We start from the raw sequence: 19955 nt of genomic DNA, 5'->3' as shown, positions 1-19955 counted from the left end.
TTTATTATGAAACTTACATCCATCCGAATAGTATTCATATTAGTACTATCCACTACTGCTGTTTATACACAATGGTTCCAGCAGAACAGCGGTACCGCTGTAAACCTGCATTCAATAAATTTTCATCACGGCAACGAAAGTATGGTTTGGGCTTGCGGTGATAACGGCGTAATTCTCCATTCATCAAACGGCGGGACAAGCTGGATAACACAAAATTCAGGAACTACAAACGATCTTTATTGTATTTGTTTTATGGAAACTTCAGGTGGCCCGGTGTTTGCTGTTGGTGAAGGCGGCACTATACTTCGCACAACTAACGACGGTACAAACTGGCTTTCGGTTACATCACCCACTACTCATACACTTCGTGATATCAGTGATTATAATTTTGTAGCAGTTGGCGATAGCGGTACTATCTTAAAAAGCTCTAATACGGGTATAAACTGGGTACAACTGCCCAGTCCAACTACTGAACAATTGAACGCATCTTGTGCAATATTTGCAAACTATATTGTCGGAAATAACGGCACAATATTGCGCGGATTTTCTTCCGGTGGAAATTGGGTTTTTTCGCCAAGCAGTTCCACCCAAAATTTTTACGGGGTTCCGTTGTTCGGTAATACTGATATTACGATCGGCACGGGCGGAACTATCTGGAGAAGCTCAAATTTCGGTGCTAATTGGTTTGGTCAAACCAGCAATTCCAATGTTACACTGCGGTCAGTTGAATATTCAGTAAATAATAATTCAAGGATCTATATTTGCGGTGACCAGGGCACAATATTAAAATCAACAAATAACGGAAGTATATTTGGTTTTCAGAATTCAACGACAACACAGAATCTCAATTCAATATTTTTTTATCTAAATGATAATACCGGTTATGCCTGCGGAAATAATGGTGTGATCTTAAAGACAACCAACGGCGGAGGTTCGATTGTTACTTCTGTCACTAATAATGGTAATGCCCCGAAAGAATATGAATTAAGTCAAAATTATCCAAATCCATTTAACCCTGTTACTCTGATTAAATTTACCATACCTGCGGATAATTTCACAGAGATATCCATCTTCGATATATCAGGCAAAGAAACAGAGGTGCTAATGGGAAGAGAGCTAAATAAAGGAAGTTACGAAATAAGTTTTGACGGCAGCCATTATGCAAGCGGAGTATATTTCTATAAATTAAGAGCTGGCAGTTTTACCGAAACAAAACGAATGATTCTTTTAAAATAAAAATTTCATGGATTATGATAAATATAATAGAGCTTCATAGAGATGTTCGGTAATTTTAAATTACACATATAATATTTCCTAAATACTTTCTATTCCCTTAAAAATAAATTTTTTGCTGGAAATATCAAATCTTAATTTATTAAAACAAATTGATTATGGAACTTAAAGTTCATAATTAAAAGTTAATATGGTATCTAATCTATATTTCCTATATTTCAATCAAAAATGAAAAGAATAATTACTGTTTTTTTACTGATTTTTTCAATTTATCCCCTTTTTTCACAACAAACCGGAATTCTCACGGGCATAATACTGGATAAAGGCACTCAAACATTTCTTAAAGATATCAATATACAGATTTTGGGAACACAGTTAACTGCCAAATCCAGGGAAGACGGAAGCTTCAGGATCACCGGAATACCGCTTGGTACATACCAGGTTGAATTTACTTCAGCATCTTATCAGAAATTCATTCAGACTGATGTTGTAATTACAACAGGTATAGACCGTGAGCTGATAATTGAGCTTCAGGGTGTTTCAACCGATGAAGTTGTAATAGAAGACTCACGTTTTCAAAAACCCAACGATGTAACTACTTCATATAAATCGCTGACATTCGAAGAGATCCGCCGATTCCCCGGCGGCCTTGAAGATATTGGCCGCGTAATTCAGTCACTGCCCGGTATATCGCTCACATCAGACGGAAGAAATGACCTGCTTGTCCGCGGCGGCTCACCTGCTGAAAACCTTTTTGTTGTTGATGGATTCGAAGTAAACAATATAAACCACTTCGGCTCACAGGGTGCTACAGGCGGACCCGTAAGTGTGCTGAACCTGGATTTTGTCAGAAATGTAAATTTCCTTACCGGGGGATTCAGCGCAAAATACGGCGATAAGCTTTCATCTGTTGTTGAAATTGAACAGCGTGCAGGAAGCTCTGAAAGATTTTACGGCAAGATAAATTTAAGCGGAACAGGTTTTGGCGCAAATTTCGAAGGGCCAATTTCAAAAAAGAATAAATCAAGCTGGCTTATATCAGCAAGAAGAAGCTATCTCGATCTCATTTTTAATGCCGCAGGATTTTCCTTTGTACCTGAATATACCGATTTTCAGCTGAAGGCTGATTACAGGTTAAATAACAATAATTCAATTGAGTTCAATTCATTCGGCGCGCTTGATAAGGTCAGATTTAACAATGATACTGAAGAGAATAAACAAAACAACCTTAACATTCTGACAAATAACCAAAACAGTTATTCCGCAGGATTAAGCTGGAAAACACTGCTTAATAAAAATTCATTCCTAGTCACATCAGTTGCCAGGAATTTCACCAAATATTATTTTTCTCAACGCGATAGCAACTTCACCGAAGTATTCAGAAATGACTCCAAAGAAGGCGACGTTCAGCTTAAAATGGAATACAGCAATAAGCTTGGAGCAAATACATACCTAACATTAGGCGGCTCAGGTAAAACCATTAAGCTTGATTATGATATAGATAAAAAAGCTGATACTCTATATTACGTTGACCCGAATACAGGTAACAATATTATTCTGCCCGCTGTAAGGATACTTGATAATACCAGGACAGCTAAAGCTTACGCTTATGCTGAAATAACACAATCTTTAATGAACAGGCTAAAACTTACTGCAGGTGTAAGGTATGATTATTTTGATCTCATAAATAAAAAAAGTTATATTTCACCAAGAACAAGTCTATCGGTTACAATTACACCAAAGCTGAACTTCAATCTGGCATACGGAATATTTTACCAGTCACCTTCTTACCTATGGATCATTGCTGAACCAGAGAACCGGAATTTAAGGGATATCAGGGCTGACCATTATATTGCAGGTATAGAATACCTGCTTGATGAAAGCACAAGGCTTACTGTGGAAGGTTATTACAAAGATTATAAATACTATCCAGTAAGCGTTAACAGGCCCTATTTAATTCTGGCCAATAACAGCGGGTTTGAAACACAGAATTCATTCGGGCTGGAAGAACTGTTAAGCGAAGGTACAGGCAAAGCTATGGGATTTGAAATATTCCTTCAAAAGGCATTGACGAAGAATTTCTATGGAACAATAAGTCTTTCATACAGTGACGTTAAATATAAAGCGTATGACGGAATAGAACGCCGCTCTGACTGGGATAACCGTTATGTTGTTAATATTAACGGCGGATACAAGGCAGGCAAAAGCTGGGAGTTCAGCGCGAAATTCAGGATGGCCGGCGGCAGACCGTACACTCCGATAAATCCGAATGACGGAAGCATTAATTACGATCTATACAACACAGAAGTTCTGCCCGTGTATCACAGGCTTGATGTAAGAGCTGAAAAAAGATTTTTCTTCAAGGCATGGACACTTACAACTTATATAGATATACAGAATATTTATAACAAACAGAATGTTTACCAGTATGAATGGAATCCTTTTACCCGTGAAATTGAAACGGATAAAAATCTTGGTATCCTTCCCACTATTGGCATCAGCGCAGAATTTTAGATTTTGATAAACATATGTAGTCGAGTCCTTTCAGGATTCGTTCATAATTAAACGTTTGCTTTTAGCAGCCCGGTAAATACCGGGCTTTTTTATTGATTTTTTGCTGAAAACCCTCCCTTTATAGATATAAATATCATAGTATTATTTGCATAAAATCATAGGATTGCCCCCGCTAAAAAGGTAATTTAGATTGATATTTTGTGCAAATTTATATTTAATTCCTATGAGAAAAATACTGTTAACTTTATCTGTTTTAACATTAATTTCATTTGTATCTTTTACGCAGCAAAATACCAGCCCTGTTTTAAAAGCATATTCATACCTCCAGGCGAAAGGAGAAGTATACTTTAGCTTTACGGTTTTTGATAAAGCAAGGCTTAACGATATATCAAAAATAATTTCTGTTGATAACTATAATGGAGAAACTGCCTTTGCATATGCAAACGAAAAAGAGTTTGAACAATTCATTAAATTGAATATTCCTTTTGAGGTTCTTCCGCACCCCGGCGATGCTGATTTCGATCTGAACATGCAGGATTCCCCTTCCGAAATTATGGAATGGGACGCCTACCCTACATATGATGCTTATGTTGCAATGATGAACCAGTTCGCCATTGATTATCCCGGTTTATGCAGGATAGTTAATATCGGTTCAACTGTACAGGGAAGACAGATATTATACGCCGTTATTTCCGATAGTGTACAGTTTCAGCAGGCTGAACCAAAGGTTATGTACACTTCCTCCATGCACGGTGATGAGACCACCGGGTATGTATTGCTATTGAGGCTGATTCATACGCTGCTTTCCGGTTATGGTTCTAATGCACAGTTTACACAGCTTATTAATAATACAGAAATCTGGATCAATCCGCTTCATAACCCTGACGGTACATACCGCTCAGGCAACAGCACCGTTAACGGTGCAATTAGGGGGAATGCAAACAATATCGATCTCAACCGCAACTATCCCGGCACAGACTATTACGGCAATCCAAATTTACAGCCTGAGATAATAAACTTTATGAATGCCTCAGGTCAATACTACTGGCGGCTTTCTGCGAATTTTCACGGCGGTACAGAAGTTGTGAACTACCCGTGGGATTGCTGGGTAAGGCTTGCTGCCGATGATGCTTGGTGGATAAGGGTATCCAGGAAATTTGCAGATACAGTTCACAGGTACGCTCCTGCAAATTATATGAATGAATACGTTAACGGCATAACTAACGGTTATGCTTGGTATTATGTACACAGCTCCAGGCAGGACTACCAGAATTATTACAGGCATGGAAGAGAAGTTACAATAGAAATTTCAGATACCAAGCTACTCCCCCCGGCACAGCTTCCTGCCCATTGGGAGTATCTTTACCGCTCACTCATAGGTTACCTTGAACAGGTTCATTTTGGTATTAAAGGTCAGGTTACTGATTCGCTAACCAACCTGCCTGTAAAAGCAAAAATAAGCATAAGCGGTTTTGACATGGATTCAAGCGAAGTATACTCTGATAGCCTGCATGGCATGTATTACAGAATGATTATTGCCGGAAATTATAACCTGACTTTTTCCGCTCCCGGGTATTACAGCAAAACTGTGCAGAATGTTGAATCGGTAAATGACCAGGCAACGGTTCTGAATGTGAAACTGAAACCCATTACAACCGGTATTGCTAATAATAATGAAGTTCCGAATGAATTCAAATTACATCAAAATTTTCCTAACCCCTTCAATCCGGTAACTCACATCAAATTCCAGATTCCCGCAACTGTAGAAACGTCCCGCTGGGACGTCTTATTGGCAGTTTACGATATCCTTGGCAATGAAATTGCCGTACTGGCTAACGGAAAACTTGCACCCGGAACCTATGAATACACATGGGATGCATCAGCATTTCCAAGCGGTGTATATTTTTACAGGTTAACGGCAGGTGATTTTTCAAACGTGAATAAAATGATTCTTTTAAAATAATTTCCTGAATTAAAATAATTAATACCATGAAACGCTTAACCTGGTTCTTAATTGTTTTTACTTTGCTTCTGTATTCATGCGGTAATGATAAATTTACCACAGAACAGAAAAATTATTTACTGCCCGACCAGTATGAAAATATCGGGCAGCAGGGATTCATTTATATACCGCATATTTCTGCTGAATTCGTATCTGTGCTGAATCCATCAGGTATGAAGCTCATCGGGCAGGTGCCTGCCGGCAAAGGACCCTGCAGCATGCTTATTCTTAAGGATGGCAGCAAAGGGTATATTGCTAACTTTAATTCAAATGATATCACCGTTTTTGATGCAAAAACCAACAAAAAGCTGGCAGTACTGAAAACCACTGAACACCCTCATACTATATTTGAGCTCCCCGGAAAGAATAAAGTGCTCATTGGGCATCAGTCATCAAACGGAATGAGTGTGATAAATACCAATGATGACAGCATTACGGAGATGAATGAGCTTAATACAGGATTAATGTACTACATTAAAACCCGTGACAGGATCTATATGCCGCAGATATTCACACCGTTTATTCATATTATTGATCCTGTAACATTACAAATCGAAAAACAGATAGAAACAGGCGGCAGGCCGATGGCTATGACAGTTACTAAAGACGAGAAGTTTGCTTACCTCGCAAACTATGATTCAACTGAAGTTGCAAAGATTGATCTTACAACTGATAATGTTATTCTTAAGATTAAGGACATCCACTCTCCCCGCGGAATAAATATATCACCGGATAACTCGCTGGTAGCAGTAACAAATGTCAGGGGAAATTCCGTAACATTAATTGAGCCTGCAAATGATAAGGTTAAAAAAACTATTTATGGCCTTTTAATGCCGGTAGATGTTATCTTTACTGCTGATAATAATTACCTGCTTGTTTGCAACCAGGGCAACGGAACAATTTCTGTGATAGATATTAAATCACTTGAGATAAAGGAAAATATAAAGGTAGCATCAAACCCGATTACATTATACGGAGATTACAGGTAAATTTTATTATGGAAATTAAAAAAGGCGGTTTATGGCCGCCTTTTTTATTATTAAAATAACTGTTCATTAAAATTTAAATGCGCTGAATATATCCACACCGGCAAAAAACTGAAGGTATAATATTACAAGGATCACAACTAAGACCACAAAACAAAAATAACTGAGCATTGAAACTGCAGCGCCTTTTATTATTCCCCTGCCCCAGCTTATTCCGGCAAAGGTTTTTACTGCATATATGTAATAAAACGAGTTCACAAAGAACCTTGCATTCCAGAACCTGATATCGATTGCTGAGAGCAGCATCAGAATTATTGAAAACACCAGGGTTGTTGCCACCCAGAAAAACGAAGCAGCAAGTGCTTCAGCATAATTGATGCTCTTTTTCTTTCTGAAAAAAAGATACAGGAAAAATGCGAATATTACAGGCATGATATAATTAAGGTAGTTAACATACTGTGCCACCAGATGCTGTATCTCCAGTGTCTTTTCCATTACTTCACCGGTACTGGTAATGGAATAATTCAGAAAGGCAAAATACTTTTCACTCATCCTGTGGAACACTATTACGAACAGGGTCTGTATGAAAATAAAATACGAGAACGGCTTTATATAATGCTTGCGTCTTCCTTCAATATATTCATTTACAGTTTGCCCGGGCTTAAACAGCAGCGCTTTAAAGGTTTTTAAAATGGAGTTTTCCCAATGCAGTATGCCATGCGTTACGTCGTGCAGGATGGTCTTAACTTCAAGCCGCTTTACACGCCCCTGCCCGCACTCAGGGCAGTACTTACCTGAAAACTCATTTCCGCAATTTGTGCATGTTTCCATAATGCAAATATAATATACAGTTAAATTATTTGCCCCTCCCTTTCGGGGAGGGGTTGGGGTGGGGTCTTGCATTGAATTCCCCAACCGTTGGTGTTCTCACCAACAGCTAACTAATATGAGACAGAAAGACATAATTATTCATTGAATTACTTTACTTTAAAATGGATATTGCGGAATGTTATCCTGGCTAAACCGTATTCCCGCGCACCGTAAAGGACTTATCTACATTTCCTTCACTGCATTCCTTTGGAGCACCAGCGGATTTTTCATCAAATACCTTACCATTAACGCATTCCAGATATCTTTTTTCCGCTCATTAATTGCGGCGCTTACAGTGTTTTTCATTACCATGGCGCGCAAAAAAAAGCTGAAGTTTGAATTCGATAAGGTCTCAAATTTCGCCGCAATTTTTTACGCCGGCATACTGATACTTTTTGTACTCGCAACAAAAATGACAACGGCAGCGAACGCTATCTTCCTCCAGTTCACGGCGCCGATGTATTTAGTGGTGCTTGAGCCGCTTTTCCTTAAAACTAAATTCGATTCTAAAAACGTAGTAACAATTATCATCTGTATCTTCGGGATGGTACTGTTTTTTTTCGGAAAGCTTGAGCTTGGCAATATTTACGGCAACCTGCTTGCAATTGCATCGGGAATGTGTTTTGCGATGTTCAGCTTGCTGCTTAAATACAAAAAAGTTAAGCATAAAAACGATAACACACTGAACAACGTTATCATGGGCAATGTGATTGTTGCCGTAGTAGCTTTTTTTGTGATATTCCCTGATTTTACATTAGACCTCACACAATCGCTGATACTGCTCTACATGGGAGCAATACAAATAGGCGTTAGCTACATTATATTTAACGAAGGTATAAAGTATGTATCAGCAACTGAATCGATGATTATAGCTACTCTCGAAGCGATATTTAATCCCATTTGGGTATTTATCGGCATCGGTGAAGCGCCCTCGGTGTATTCAATTTTCGGCGGACTCATAATCTTCGCCGCCATTATATGGCGCAACTTCAGCAAGAAGGAAAAAAGCTTGATAATTGAGTGAATTTCAATTAACAATTTTCATTAAACAATTAACAATGAGCAAATAAAGTTCTTAAATTATCAACTATCAACTATAAATTGTAAACTATCAAATGAATCTGCAAAAATACCAATGCACACAATGCGGCTCCAACGATTTTGCCGAGCTTGGAGTAAGCAAAATTAAGTGTAATTACTGCTCAACCGTATACAGGGTAACCGAACCGGAATCCGCCAAACCGAAAGTAATTATCGGTAAAGGAGCAAATGTTGTCTTTGGTAAAAGCTCAAATGTCACAATAAAGGGCGGGGTTGAGATCAAGGAAGGCGCAAATGTGCAGTTCCTTGGAAAACTCGATATCCTCGAATTTGGCGATGAGGAAAAGATAAAGAATACGGAGTTTTATAAGATGAAAATTAAGGATTAAAAACTGCACACTTGAATATGTAAATACTATATATTAAGTTTGTCTATGTTCAATTTGCCCATATTTTAAAAACAGTTTAAAAACGTTTAATTATGTCAACAAAAGACAGAAAATTAAGGATGAGATTCGCAGGTCGCTTCATTGATCTCCTGGGGAATCAAATGTATGGAGGACCTGTTCCTTCTGTAGCGGAATTAATTGCCAATTCTTGGGATGCTGATGCTAAAAAGGTTGAGGTAACCATACCAAAGGATATTACGGAATCAGGTGCAGAAATAATAGTTAAAGATTATGGAGAGGGTATGACTTTTGATGAATTAAATGATTATTATTTGCATGTTGGATATGAAAGAAGAGCTGTAAGAGGAGAAACCACTGATGCTGGTAGACTTGTAATGGGAAGAAAAGGAATCGGTAAGCTCGCTGGTTTTGGAATTGCAGAAGACATCATTATTACTTCGGTAAAGGATGGTCATTTAATTGAATTTGAATTAAACTATACTGAATTACGTAAGAAAAAAAATTTGAATGGCTTTGAGTTTACTCCAACATTAGATAAGGCTACTACAAAACCTAATGGAGTTACTGTTGTATTTAAAAACTTAAAACTAACAAAAAATATTAATATTGAAAGCTTCAAGAAAAGTATGAGCAGGCGTTTTGCCATAAAAACTGAAGTAATGGAAATATTAATTAATGATAAAAACTTAAAAAAAGAAAATTTAGATCTTGAATATAGAATTCCGCCAGGGAAAGGTGAATGGACTGAAGAGAATATCCCCGGGTTTGGAACAGTACAGTATTGGTATGGTATATTAAATGAAACCATTCAAGACCCCGAATTAAGAGGTTTTTCTGTGTTTGCCAGAGAACGAGTTGCTCAGTTTACACCGTTTTTCTTTAATTTGACCGGGGGAATTAATGGACAAGTTGCATTAGAATATTTAACAGGTCAACTTAAGGCTGATGAATTGGACAGTACTGATGATTACATTGCAACGGACAGACAGTCCATTAACTGGCAGTTTGGTAAGGCACCTATACTTGAAGCCTGGGGTCAGGATAAGATAAAAAAAATTTGCTCAGATTGGAAAAAAAGACATACTCAAAAGAATATCGATCGATTTGGTCATAAATTAGGTGAATTCAATGAGAGAATTGAAAAACTTTCTTCCACACAAGAGAAAAAGGACTTAGTAGCCGCACTAGAAAAAGTAGCCTCTATAGAAAGAATAACTGAAGAAGATTTTAAAATAATTGCAAATTCTATGATTGCAGGTATCGAAAGAGAAAGCGTCAAAAAAGTAATTCAGAGGATTAATGCAACCAGCGATGATGCGTTACCGGAATTATATGAAGCGATGAAAGAATGGGATATTATTAGTGCGGTATCAACCGCTGAAGTAGTTTACGGCAAGATAAAAATTATTGATCAATTTAAAAAACATATTGATGACAGGTTACCTGAAAAGGCCGGAAAAGGCAAATTAGATATGCAAACATTTATTAAAGAAAATCCATGGTTACTTGGACATACTTACGAACAACTATCCCCAGCTGATTTCAGCCATGAAAAGGGTCTCGATAAATGGATTGAAGAAATTTTACTCGAAACAAATAAAGAGTACAGCATAGCTGATAAAAAAGATGACAAAAGGTTTGATTTACTTTGCATAAAAAATGATTGGCTAATAGTAATTCTTGAACTTATGCGACCGGGTCTTCCCGAAGATTATGACCACATATCTAGATTAAACAGGTATGTGACCAGAATTCAATCTTATATTAATGATAATATGGCAGCAGAAAATTTTAAAGGCAAGGCTGTATTTGGTTTATTAATAGCTGACAACCCATCAAAAGACCCCTCATTAGGGGCTACAAAATTATCTCTTAGGCATAATCTTGAATCTCTTACATGGAAAGGGTTATTCCAAAACGTAAAAGAAAATTATAAGGAGTACTATGATTTACTTAAAAATAAGGCTCCCGAAGATCCTAGACTAAAAGGTATAATAAATTTATAATGGCTACAAAAAAAATATATAATTCAATAGACATCTTCTCGGGATGTGGAGGTCTATCAGCGGGACTATATAAAGCAGGCTTTAATATTAAAGCAGCTTTAGAAATTGATGGAGATGCGACCCGTACATATGCAATGAATCACAAAAAAACGTATTTGATTCAGCAAGATATACGAACTGTAAAAATTTCCGAAATAAAAAAGAAACTGAAAAGTGAACCATTACATTTGCTAGCAGGATGTCCACCCTGTCAAGGATTTTCTTCCGTAAGAAGACTAAATGGTAAAAATAAAAAGGATATTCGAAATGATTTGATTCTTGAATACCTTCGTTTTGTAAAAGCGTTAAAACCATATACCATAATGATGGAAAATGTACCTGGTTTAATTGAGTACTACAAGTTTAAATTTATGTTAAAGGAACTCGTAAAACTTGGCTACAATATTGAAGTAAAAATTGTAAACGTAAAAGATTATGGTGTACCTCAAAGAAGAAGAAGGCTTGTTATGGTTGGCTCAAAGCTAGGCTTGATAAAAGTGGCTAAAGGTAATTTTAAAACCAGAACCGTTCGTGATGCAATAGGTAAAATTGAACCTACATCTTACACAAAAGACCCGATCCATAAAATTTACCCCACACATTCAGCCCGAATTATGAAAATGATTAGAAGAATTAGTAAGAACGGTGGGAGTAGAAATGATCTTCACTGGAAACAAAAATTAGATTGTCATAAAAAAGATAATGTGGGCTTTAATGATATATATGGACGCTTAAGTTGGGATAATGTTTCAACCACTATTACTGGAGGATGTTTGAATCCATCAAAGGGCAGGTTTTTACACCCGACAAAAAATAGAACCATTACTGCTAGAGAAGCAGCTTTATTACAGACTTTTCCAAAAAAATACAAATTCCCACTAGATATCACTCGCACTTCTCTATCATTATTAATCGGCAATGCTCTTCCACCTAAATTCAGTTATATTCAGTGTAAGAGTATCAAAAAACATTTGACAGAGCACCTAAAGTAGACATTTTAAGGATAAGAAATTCTACATTAACTACCGTTTTGGAACTATGCTTTTTTCTCATTGTAAGTCTCCCACAAAATCCCTATTTTTGTGCTTTAAATAAGCAAAATTCATAGATTTTCCGCTAATTTTTTCAGATAAATGAGATTCAATAATTGACTCAAATTTATCGCAAAGCTTAAAACCGGAGTTCCCCGCCTTCGCGGGGAGAAATCATTATAACATGGACTACAAAAACATATTAGTCACAAAATTAGATAATCCCAAAGGATTGAAGGTCGGGCAGATCCAGCTTAACCGCCCCGATGTATTAAATGCGCTTAATATCGAGCTTATGGGCGAGCTTGTAAGTACACTCGAGGGCTTTGATAAAGACCCCGAAGTGGGATGCATAATCATAACCGGCAGCGCAAAAGCATTTGCCGCGGGAGCTGATATTAAGGAAATGGCAACACAATCAGCCATCGATATGCATATCCGCGACCAGTTTTCTGTGTGGGATAAGATCCGCAAGATCAAAAAACCAATCATAGCCGCTACCAGCGGATTCGTACTCGGCGGCGGATGTGAGCTTACCATGGCATGCGATATGATAGTGGCAGCAGAAAGCACAAAATTCGGCCAGCCTGAAATTAAGCTTGGCATCATACCGGGTGCCGGCGGCACCCAGCGCCTAACCCGCGCAATAGGCAAAGCCCGCGCAATGGAAATGATACTCACAGGCAGAATGTACACCGCCCGCGAGATGTTCGAGGCAGGCCTTGTAACACGCCTTGCCGATGATGAAGTATTCCTTGAAGAAGCACAGGCGCTCGCAAAAGAAATTGCATCAATGCCGCAAATGGCTCTGCAAATGGCAAAGGATTCCATACTGAAATCATTTGATACTACAGTTGAAGGCGGCTTAGAGTATGAGCGCAAAGCGTTCTACCTGCTCTTTGCAAGCGATGATATGAAAGAAGGCATGAATGCCTTCGTTGAAAAACGCAAACCTGAGTGGAAACATAAGTAACGGTTTCAAATAGCAAATTACAAATAACTAATAACAATTTGCATCTCTCATTTTTGTAATTGCCACGGCCTTTAGGCCGTGGGTTTAGAAACCCGGAAGTAAGGGCTTTTAGCCCCTAAAAAAAGTTAACGGCTAAAGCCGTTGTAATAGAATCACAGGTCCACGACCTAAAGGTCGTGGCAACTAAGATAAATAATCTAATGACCTCACTTTAGAAAACCGAAAATTTTCGGTTTGACGCTCCTCACATTGTGGAAAAGTTTGGAGTGAGGTAAAAAAAGTATTAATAATAAAAAAACCATAATTAATTTGATAAAACAAATTTGGCTCCTGGCTGCATTTCTGGTAACCTTTACAGGCTTTAATTCAACTGCTGTTTACACGCAGGATAAGAACTTCGAAGCGAACAGAAAACAAACAACAACCGGCGATACCGCGATCTTTAACGCTGAGCAGATAATCGAGAACAATAAATCAGCTCTTATTTCAATATGGTATCACACTGATAATTATTATTCATATTTTTCCTTCACAACCATTGATACCACACTGCTCAACGGTTCAGGGTTTATCTTCAGTGAAGACGGCTTAATAGGCACCAATTATCATGTTGTTGATGGTATAGACAGCCTCATTGTAAAAACCGCAGACGGAACGTTTTATGATGCAGAGCTTCTTATCATTGATGAAAAAAATGATATGGCAATTATCCGCATTAAAAATGCCAACGGAACGAAGTTCCCCACAATAAAATTCGGCAACAGCGATGCAATGAAAGTCGGACAGGAAATATTCGCAATTGGCTCACCGCTTGGCTATGAATACACCATATCACAGGGTATAATTGCAGGTATAAGGGAAAATGAAAAAGTATCATTCACAGATCCCGTGACATACTCACCCATTGAAAAGAACTTTGAAAAAGTTCTTCAGATAACCGCGGCTATTTCACCGGGAAATTCAGGCGGCGCGCTTTTCAACCGTAAGGGTGAAGTAGTAGGCATTACAACTTATACTTATTCAGGCTACGGAAACCTGAACTTCGCAATAGCAATAAACAGCTTTGTGTATTTTATGAACTCAGTTGATCTTGCTAACATTGATAACAACCCCGAAGCTAAAAAGAAGCGCGAAGAGAGCCTGTATTACTCAAACTTAAGGCTGGCCGGCAATTATAAATCAGAAGCAACATATAACTGGATGTATGTTAAGCAGAAAGATACAATGAAGGTGCTTGATACCTTCATTGTAAAACAGGATTCCATAGCCAGAATGAATTTTAATAAGGCTGAGTCATTTTACTACAAATGTATCGATATAGCCCCTGATTCATTCAATGTTTACCGTGATATGATGGATCTTTATGTTTACTGCGAAAACTTCCCGAAAGCAGAAAATCTGTATGATACCATAAAGGCACGGTTCCAGAGCGATAGCCTTCTTAACCTGCTCTCATCAAGTCTTGCGAACGCTTATACAACATCGAAGGAATATAAGAAAGCCCTTGAGTTTTACGAAAAGATGTCCAAAAAAGATACCACGGATAATTATTTAAGATATCAGATTGGGACTATATATGAAAGCATGGGCAAGTACAACAGGGCTATCAAAGAATATAAAAAGCTTATCAAACGTGACCCGAATTATACACAGGCGTACGTTCAGCTTGGCTCCATTTATTTTAACAAACTGCAGGATTACCGCGAAGCCAAAAAGTATGTAGAAAAAGCTTATGATATCGAAATGATAAATTACGGATCCACGTATTACCTGGATATTCCGTACCTGCTTGGAATGATAGCCTGCAAAGAGAGAAAGAAAACAGACGCCATGCTTTATTACATGGACCTGAAAAGTATTTACACATATACTCCAGAAGAAAATAAAAAGAAAGCTGACCTTTTAAAGGCAATAAGAGATTTGTAGCAGGATCCTTTTTTTTAGAAGAAAAAAGGCTAACAATAATTTTTCAAATTTTATTTTACTTAAATACAATACATGATACACAAATTTGATGTTGTAATTGTAGGAGCAGGCGGAGCAGGCCTCCGCGCTGCAGTAGAAATACCCAAAGAATATTCATGCGCAGTTATATCCAAGGTTTTCCCTACCCGCTCTCATACCGGAACGGCACAGGGCGGCGTTTGCGCAGCGCTTTCCAATGAAGAGCAGGATTCATGGCTTAACCATGCCTTCGATACAGTAAAAGGCTCTGACTATCTCGGCGACCAGGATGCCATAGAGATCATGTGCCAGGACGCCCCGAGAGCTATCATTGAGCTTGAACACATGGGTATGCCTTTTTCCAGAACAAAGGAAGGCAAAATTGCACAGCGCAGGTTCGGCGGTCATACAAAACCGGAAGATCCAAACGATCCGAACTCAAAACGTGTGCCAGTAATGCGCTCATGTTACTCTGCAGATAGAACCGGTCATGTAATGCTGCAGACACTGTATGAGAACTGCATAAAGAACAATGTTAAATTCTATTCAGAGTATTTCTTAACTGATCTTATCATTGAAGACGGCATCTGCAAAGGATTGACAGCCATTGATATGGCTACATCTGAAATTCACACATTCCAGGCAAAGGCAATAATGTTCGCAACCGGCGGTTACGGCAGGGCATTCAGGATAACATCAAATGCGCATGTAGGAACCGGTGACGGCTGCGCCTTAGTATACAAAGCCGGCCTTCCTCTTGAAGATATGGAATTTTACCAGTTCCATCCTACCGGTCTATGGAGGCTTGGAATACTTGTATCAGAAGCAGCGCGCGGCGAAGGCGGTATATTAAGGAATAACGCCGGCGAAAGATTTATGGAAGTTTACGCCCCTACAGTAAAAGATCTTGCCCCAAGAGATATGGTTTCAAGGGCGATAATTTCAGAGATCCGCGCAGGCAGAGGAATATTAGGCAGCGACGGCACACATTATATCAATCTTGATCTTACTCATCTTGGCAAAAAGGTGATAGATGAAAAGATTCCCGAGATCACAGGATTTGCCAGAACATATTTAGGCGTTGAGCCTACCAGGGAATCAGTTCCAATTCAGCCGACTGCGCATTACGCAATGGGCGGCATTCCCACAAACTATGATACAGAAGTATTTGCCGATAACAAAGGAACTATTGTAAAAGGATTTTACGCTGCAGGCGAGTGCGCCTGCGTTTCAGTTCACGGCGCAAACCGCCTTGGCACAAACTCACTGCTTGATATAGTTGTATTCGGCAGAAGAGGCGGAAAGAAGATCGCTGAATATCTTGAAACAGCGGAGTATCATGCATTCAAAACAGACCCCAAAGAAAAGACCAAAGAGATGATGAGCGGGCTTCTTTCAAGAACCGGGAATGAAAAAATTCCTGAGATAAGGCGCGAGCTCCAGCAAAGCATGATGGATAAATGCGGAATTTTCAGGAATGAAAAAGAGCTTCTTGAAAATAAGGAGCTGATAAAACAGTATAAACAAAGATATCAGAACATTTCAGTTCAGGATAAGAGCAAAGTGTTCAATACTGATCTTATCGAAGCCATTGAGCTTGGCAACCTGCTGGATATTGCAGAAAGCGTAAATGAAAGCGCGCTTATCAGGCAGGAATCGCGCGGCGCGCATACTAGGGAAGACTTCCCCAAACGCGATGATGCTAACTGGATGAAACATACTTTCATTACTAAAAATGATTCCGGTGACCCGAAAATATATTATAAGGGTGTTGTAAAAACACAGTTTGAGCCGATGGAAAGAAAGTATTAATGTTAAACGTCAAATGTGAAACGTCAAACGGTTATAAAAAAGTTAAAAGAAAATTTAAAAGATATGCAAGTAACATTTAAAATACTAAGGTTTAACCCGGAAACAGATAAAGAACCTCATTTTGAGGAATATCGTTTTGAAGGCCATGAGAACATGACCGTTCTTGACTGTCTGCATAAGATAAAATGGGAACATGACGGCAGCCTGGCTTTCAGGCGTTCATGCGCTCACGGCATCTGCGGCAGTGACGGAATGAGGATAAACGGAAGGAATCACCTTGCCTGCTCTACATTACTGAAGGATATCAACACCAAAAAGCCTGTTGTAATAGAACCGCTTCCGGCGCTTCCTATTATCAAAGACCTTATACTTGATATGACTGATTTTTATGAAAAGTACAAAGCAGTTAAACCGTATCTTATAAATACTACGCCCGTTACTGAAGACAGTGAAAGGCTGCAGAGCAATGAAGACGCTGAAAAGCTGTTCGAATCGGCTAAATGTATACTATGCGCTTGCTGCACAACAAGCTGCCCGAGTACATGGACAAATAACAATTACATTGGACCTGCTGCTTTGCTTAAGGCTTACAGGTTTGTTTTTGATACAAGAGATGAGGCAGCAGATGAAAGACTTGATATAATTGATACACCTGATGGCATCTGGAGATGCCACACTATATTCAACTGTATCGAATCTTGCCCGAAGGAAATAAATATTACATGGCATATTTCACAGCTCAAAAAAGAGCTTTCAACCAGGGAATTATAAGCCGTAAACAGCCGGAATTACAGAGTATTCCGCAAGGAGGATTTAATTTTAAATGTTTCAGGATTTTGCAAAACGGAAATTCCGCGACTATATTTCAATGCTGGAATTTCCCGCAGGCAGAATAACATTCGAACGGATTTGGAACTCATCATTGCCCCCGTTCATAATAAGCTTTATAGAAAATTACATACCCAAACATAACTTACCAATAGAAAAAAAAGAGTTTGAAGAGCTGCTTGATAAAGCTATAGTATTTAATATCAATTATATTATTAAGCCCAAAAATACCCTGCTGAAGTTTTTATTCGGAGAGCTGGAAACAAGACCCGCTGCATACCTGCTTAACAGGACAAAATATTTTCAATTCTACGGGTATTACATAACCAACATAGAAGATTTTATTGCGGTAAATTCACTTGAAGTTGTATCCTATAACCAGGTTGCCCATCTTTTAAATGAAGTGAACAGGAGTATCTATGAGGAAATATCCGGTCCAAACTCCGAAGCACACAGGATGAACCTTGTAAAACTGTTATATTATTTTTTCCATGACCTCGGTGAAAACAACCCTATAAATATTAAGCTGCCGCGTAAGATTCTTTCAGCGTATTTTGCGGATAAAGGCTACACCGAAATCAAGAAAAAAATCGACGGTTTTTTCAGTGACGAAATTTTTATACAGGAAGCCGTTGAGCTGATGGATCCTGAGGTTAAAAAAACGCAAAAAGATACCGGTGATAACAGCATCAGCGATGAAGAGATCAAAAAAATTGTTTCAAAAGCAAAGACAGATTTCATCAACAAAGAAAATGCCGATAAAGAAATAGAAAAGATTCTTAAGGCCGATGAACCGCTTGAAGAAGATATCACCCGGTTGAATATTACACTAATCCGGGAGCAGGAAGCCCAGCTTCCTGCAGCTGAGAAAAATACTATCATTATAGATGATGAGATCTATTCTGATGACCTTCTTTTCGCATCAAAGTTCAGCACAATAAAACCTCCCGCCGAACCTGATAACAAAGAAAAAAGAAAACGGTTAATAGAAGACCTCTTTTGCGAAACTTCTTACAGGAAAAAAATTATCAGGAAGATATTCAGCAAAGATGAAGATGAATTCACCGAAAAAGTAAACCTGATATTAAATAAAAATAACTGGGATGAGGCTGTTACTGAGATCGAAGCGTTATTCAGCTCGAGAAAAATTGATTTTTACTCTGATGCCGCAGTAAAGTTTGTTGATATATTTCAAAATCATTTTATAAAAGATAGTTCTGTAAACGGAAAGAATAAGGCAGTATAAATGCTGATAGACAGCGCGAAGATAACGATAAAAAGCGGAGATGGCGGAAGAGGTTGTATAAGCTTCCGCAGGGAAAAGTATGTGCCAAAAGGGGGACCCAACGGTGGTGATGGCGGTAAAGGTGGAGATGTGATCTTTAAAGCTGATAATTCTCTGGCAACACTGGTTGATTTCAGATATAAAAGAACTTACCGCGCACAAAACGGAACTCACGGTTTGGGCGGAGATAAAACCGGCAAAAGCGGGCAGGATACTGTAATACTTGTACCATGCGGAAGCATTATTAAAGATGCCGCAACGGGATATATTCTTGCCGATCTAATTGAAAACGGTGATGAATACCTGGCATTAAAAGGCGGCAAAGGCGGAAGAGGAAATGCCAGATTCACAACTTCAACTAACCAGGCTCCAAGAATTGCTGAGCCGGGTATTAAAGGTGAAGAAAAAGAAATAGAAATAGAGCTGAAGCTTATTGCAGACGTGGGGTTAGTAGGATTACCAAATGCCGGAAAATCTACACTGATTTCCAAGATATCCGCAGCTAAGCCAAAGATCGCCGATTACCCATTTACTACACTTCAGCCAAACCTGGGAATAGTGAAATATAAAGATTACCAGAGCTTTGTAGTGGCTGATATTCCGGGATTGATCGAAGGCGCTCATACCGGCAAAGGGCTTGGTATCCGATTTTTAAAGCATATTGAAAGAACAAAAGTGCTTGTGTTCCTTCTTGATGCAACACTTATACCTTATAAAAAAAATAAAAAAGAAGATTACGAAATTCTCATTAATGAGCTGAAAAGCTATGACGAAAAGCTGCTTGAAAAACCCCGAATGATCTGCTTTACCAAGATTGACAGCCTGACACCTGAACAGGTTACAGGTCTCTCGAAGATCCGCTTTCCCAAAGGCAAGAGCAAAGAAAAAATAATTGTAATGAACATATCTTCTGTTACAGGTGAAAACCTGCCGCAGCTGCTTGATGAAATATGGATGCTGCTGCATCAATAATAATGAAAT

The 19955-nt window shown here is 38.5% G+C and carries 15 protein-coding genes; 14 read left to right on the top strand and 1 reads right to left on the bottom strand.

Going from position 1 to position 19955, the window contains the following annotated elements; all coding sequences use genetic code 11:
• Nucleotides 1-6: 6 nt before the first annotated feature.
• The 4 genes from J0M37_06430 (at nucleotide 7) to J0M37_06415 (ending at nucleotide 6738) form a co-directional block, all read left to right on the top strand.
• Nucleotides 7-1236, top strand: coding sequence for a T9SS type A sorting domain-containing protein (locus J0M37_06430; GenBank protein MBN8584718.1), 1230 nt, complete (start codon nucleotides 7-9; stop codon nucleotides 1234-1236).
• 225 nt (nucleotides 1237-1461) lie between these two features.
• Nucleotides 1462-3747 carry a TonB-dependent receptor gene (locus tag J0M37_06425; GenBank protein ID MBN8584717.1) on the top strand — a complete coding sequence of 762 codons (2286 nt, stop codon included), beginning with the start codon at nucleotides 1462-1464 and terminating at the stop codon, nucleotides 3745-3747.
• A gap of 223 nt (nucleotides 3748-3970) precedes the next feature.
• Nucleotides 3971-5710, top strand: coding sequence for a T9SS type A sorting domain-containing protein (locus J0M37_06420; GenBank protein ID MBN8584716.1), 1740 nt, complete (start codon nucleotides 3971-3973; stop codon nucleotides 5708-5710).
• Nucleotides 5711-5736: 26 nt separating this feature from the next.
• Nucleotides 5737-6738 carry a YncE family protein gene (locus J0M37_06415; GenBank protein MBN8584715.1) on the top strand — a complete coding sequence of 334 codons (1002 nt, stop codon included), beginning with the start codon at nucleotides 5737-5739 and terminating at the stop codon, nucleotides 6736-6738.
• A gap of 66 nt (nucleotides 6739-6804) precedes the next feature.
• Here J0M37_06415 and J0M37_06410 read toward each other — a convergent pair whose 3' ends face one another.
• On the bottom strand, nucleotides 6805-7566 hold the full coding sequence (locus J0M37_06410; protein ID MBN8584714.1) for a DUF3667 domain-containing protein: 762 nt from the start codon (nucleotides 7564-7566) through the stop codon (nucleotides 6805-6807).
• A gap of 175 nt (nucleotides 7567-7741) precedes the next feature.
• Here J0M37_06410 and J0M37_06405 point away from each other — a divergent pair, with 175 nt between their 5' ends.
• The 10 genes from J0M37_06405 to obgE all read left to right on the top strand — a co-directional run bounded on the left by J0M37_06405 (nucleotide 7742) and on the right by obgE (nucleotide 19946).
• A complete protein-coding gene (locus J0M37_06405) occupies nucleotides 7742-8629 on the top strand; it encodes an EamA family transporter (GenBank protein ID MBN8584713.1) in 888 nt (295 codons plus the stop codon).
• A gap of 91 nt (nucleotides 8630-8720) precedes the next feature.
• Nucleotides 8721-9035 (top strand): hypothetical protein, encoded by a 315-nt coding sequence (locus J0M37_06400; GenBank protein MBN8584712.1) that lies wholly within the window; start codon nucleotides 8721-8723, stop codon nucleotides 9033-9035.
• A 92-nt stretch (nucleotides 9036-9127) separates the two neighbouring features.
• Nucleotides 9128-11062, top strand: a complete 1935-nt coding sequence (locus J0M37_06395) for an ATP-binding protein (protein ID MBN8584711.1) — start codon at nucleotides 9128-9130, stop codon at nucleotides 11060-11062.
• Nucleotides 11062-12093: a DNA cytosine methyltransferase gene (locus J0M37_06390; protein ID MBN8584710.1), complete on the top strand. Its 1032-nt coding sequence runs from the start codon at nucleotides 11062-11064 to the stop codon at nucleotides 12091-12093. Before J0M37_06395 ends, J0M37_06390 begins: the two co-directional genes overlap by 1 nt.
• A gap of 223 nt (nucleotides 12094-12316) precedes the next feature.
• On the top strand, nucleotides 12317-13105 hold the full coding sequence (locus J0M37_06385; GenBank protein ID MBN8584709.1) for an enoyl-CoA hydratase/isomerase family protein: 789 nt from the start codon (nucleotides 12317-12319) through the stop codon (nucleotides 13103-13105).
• A gap of 309 nt (nucleotides 13106-13414) precedes the next feature.
• Entirely contained in the window at nucleotides 13415-15031 is a 1617-nt protein-coding gene (locus tag J0M37_06380; GenBank protein ID MBN8584708.1) for a trypsin-like peptidase domain-containing protein, read from the top strand.
• Nucleotides 15032-15103: 72 nt separating this feature from the next.
• Nucleotides 15104-16861 carry a succinate dehydrogenase flavoprotein subunit gene (locus J0M37_06375; protein ID MBN8584707.1) on the top strand — a complete coding sequence of 586 codons (1758 nt, stop codon included), beginning with the start codon at nucleotides 15104-15106 and terminating at the stop codon, nucleotides 16859-16861.
• A 63-nt stretch (nucleotides 16862-16924) separates the two neighbouring features.
• On the top strand, nucleotides 16925-17632 hold the full coding sequence (locus J0M37_06370) for a succinate dehydrogenase iron-sulfur subunit (GenBank protein MBN8584706.1): 708 nt from the start codon (nucleotides 16925-16927) through the stop codon (nucleotides 17630-17632).
• A gap of 52 nt (nucleotides 17633-17684) precedes the next feature.
• Nucleotides 17685-18935: a hypothetical protein gene (locus J0M37_06365; protein MBN8584705.1), complete on the top strand. Its 1251-nt coding sequence runs from the start codon at nucleotides 17685-17687 to the stop codon at nucleotides 18933-18935.
• Nucleotides 18936-19946, top strand: coding sequence for a GTPase ObgE (gene obgE / locus J0M37_06360; protein MBN8584704.1), 1011 nt, complete (start codon nucleotides 18936-18938; stop codon nucleotides 19944-19946). It abuts the gene before it with no gap.
• The last annotated feature ends 9 nt before the right edge of the window (nucleotides 19947-19955 follow it).

The organism is Ignavibacteria bacterium (assembly GCA_017303675.1).
Lineage (GTDB): Bacteria > Bacteroidota > Ignavibacteria > Tepidaquicellales > OLB5 > OLB5.
Note: the sequence above shows the minus strand (reverse complement) of the source record. Positions and strands in the feature narration are given on the sequence as shown.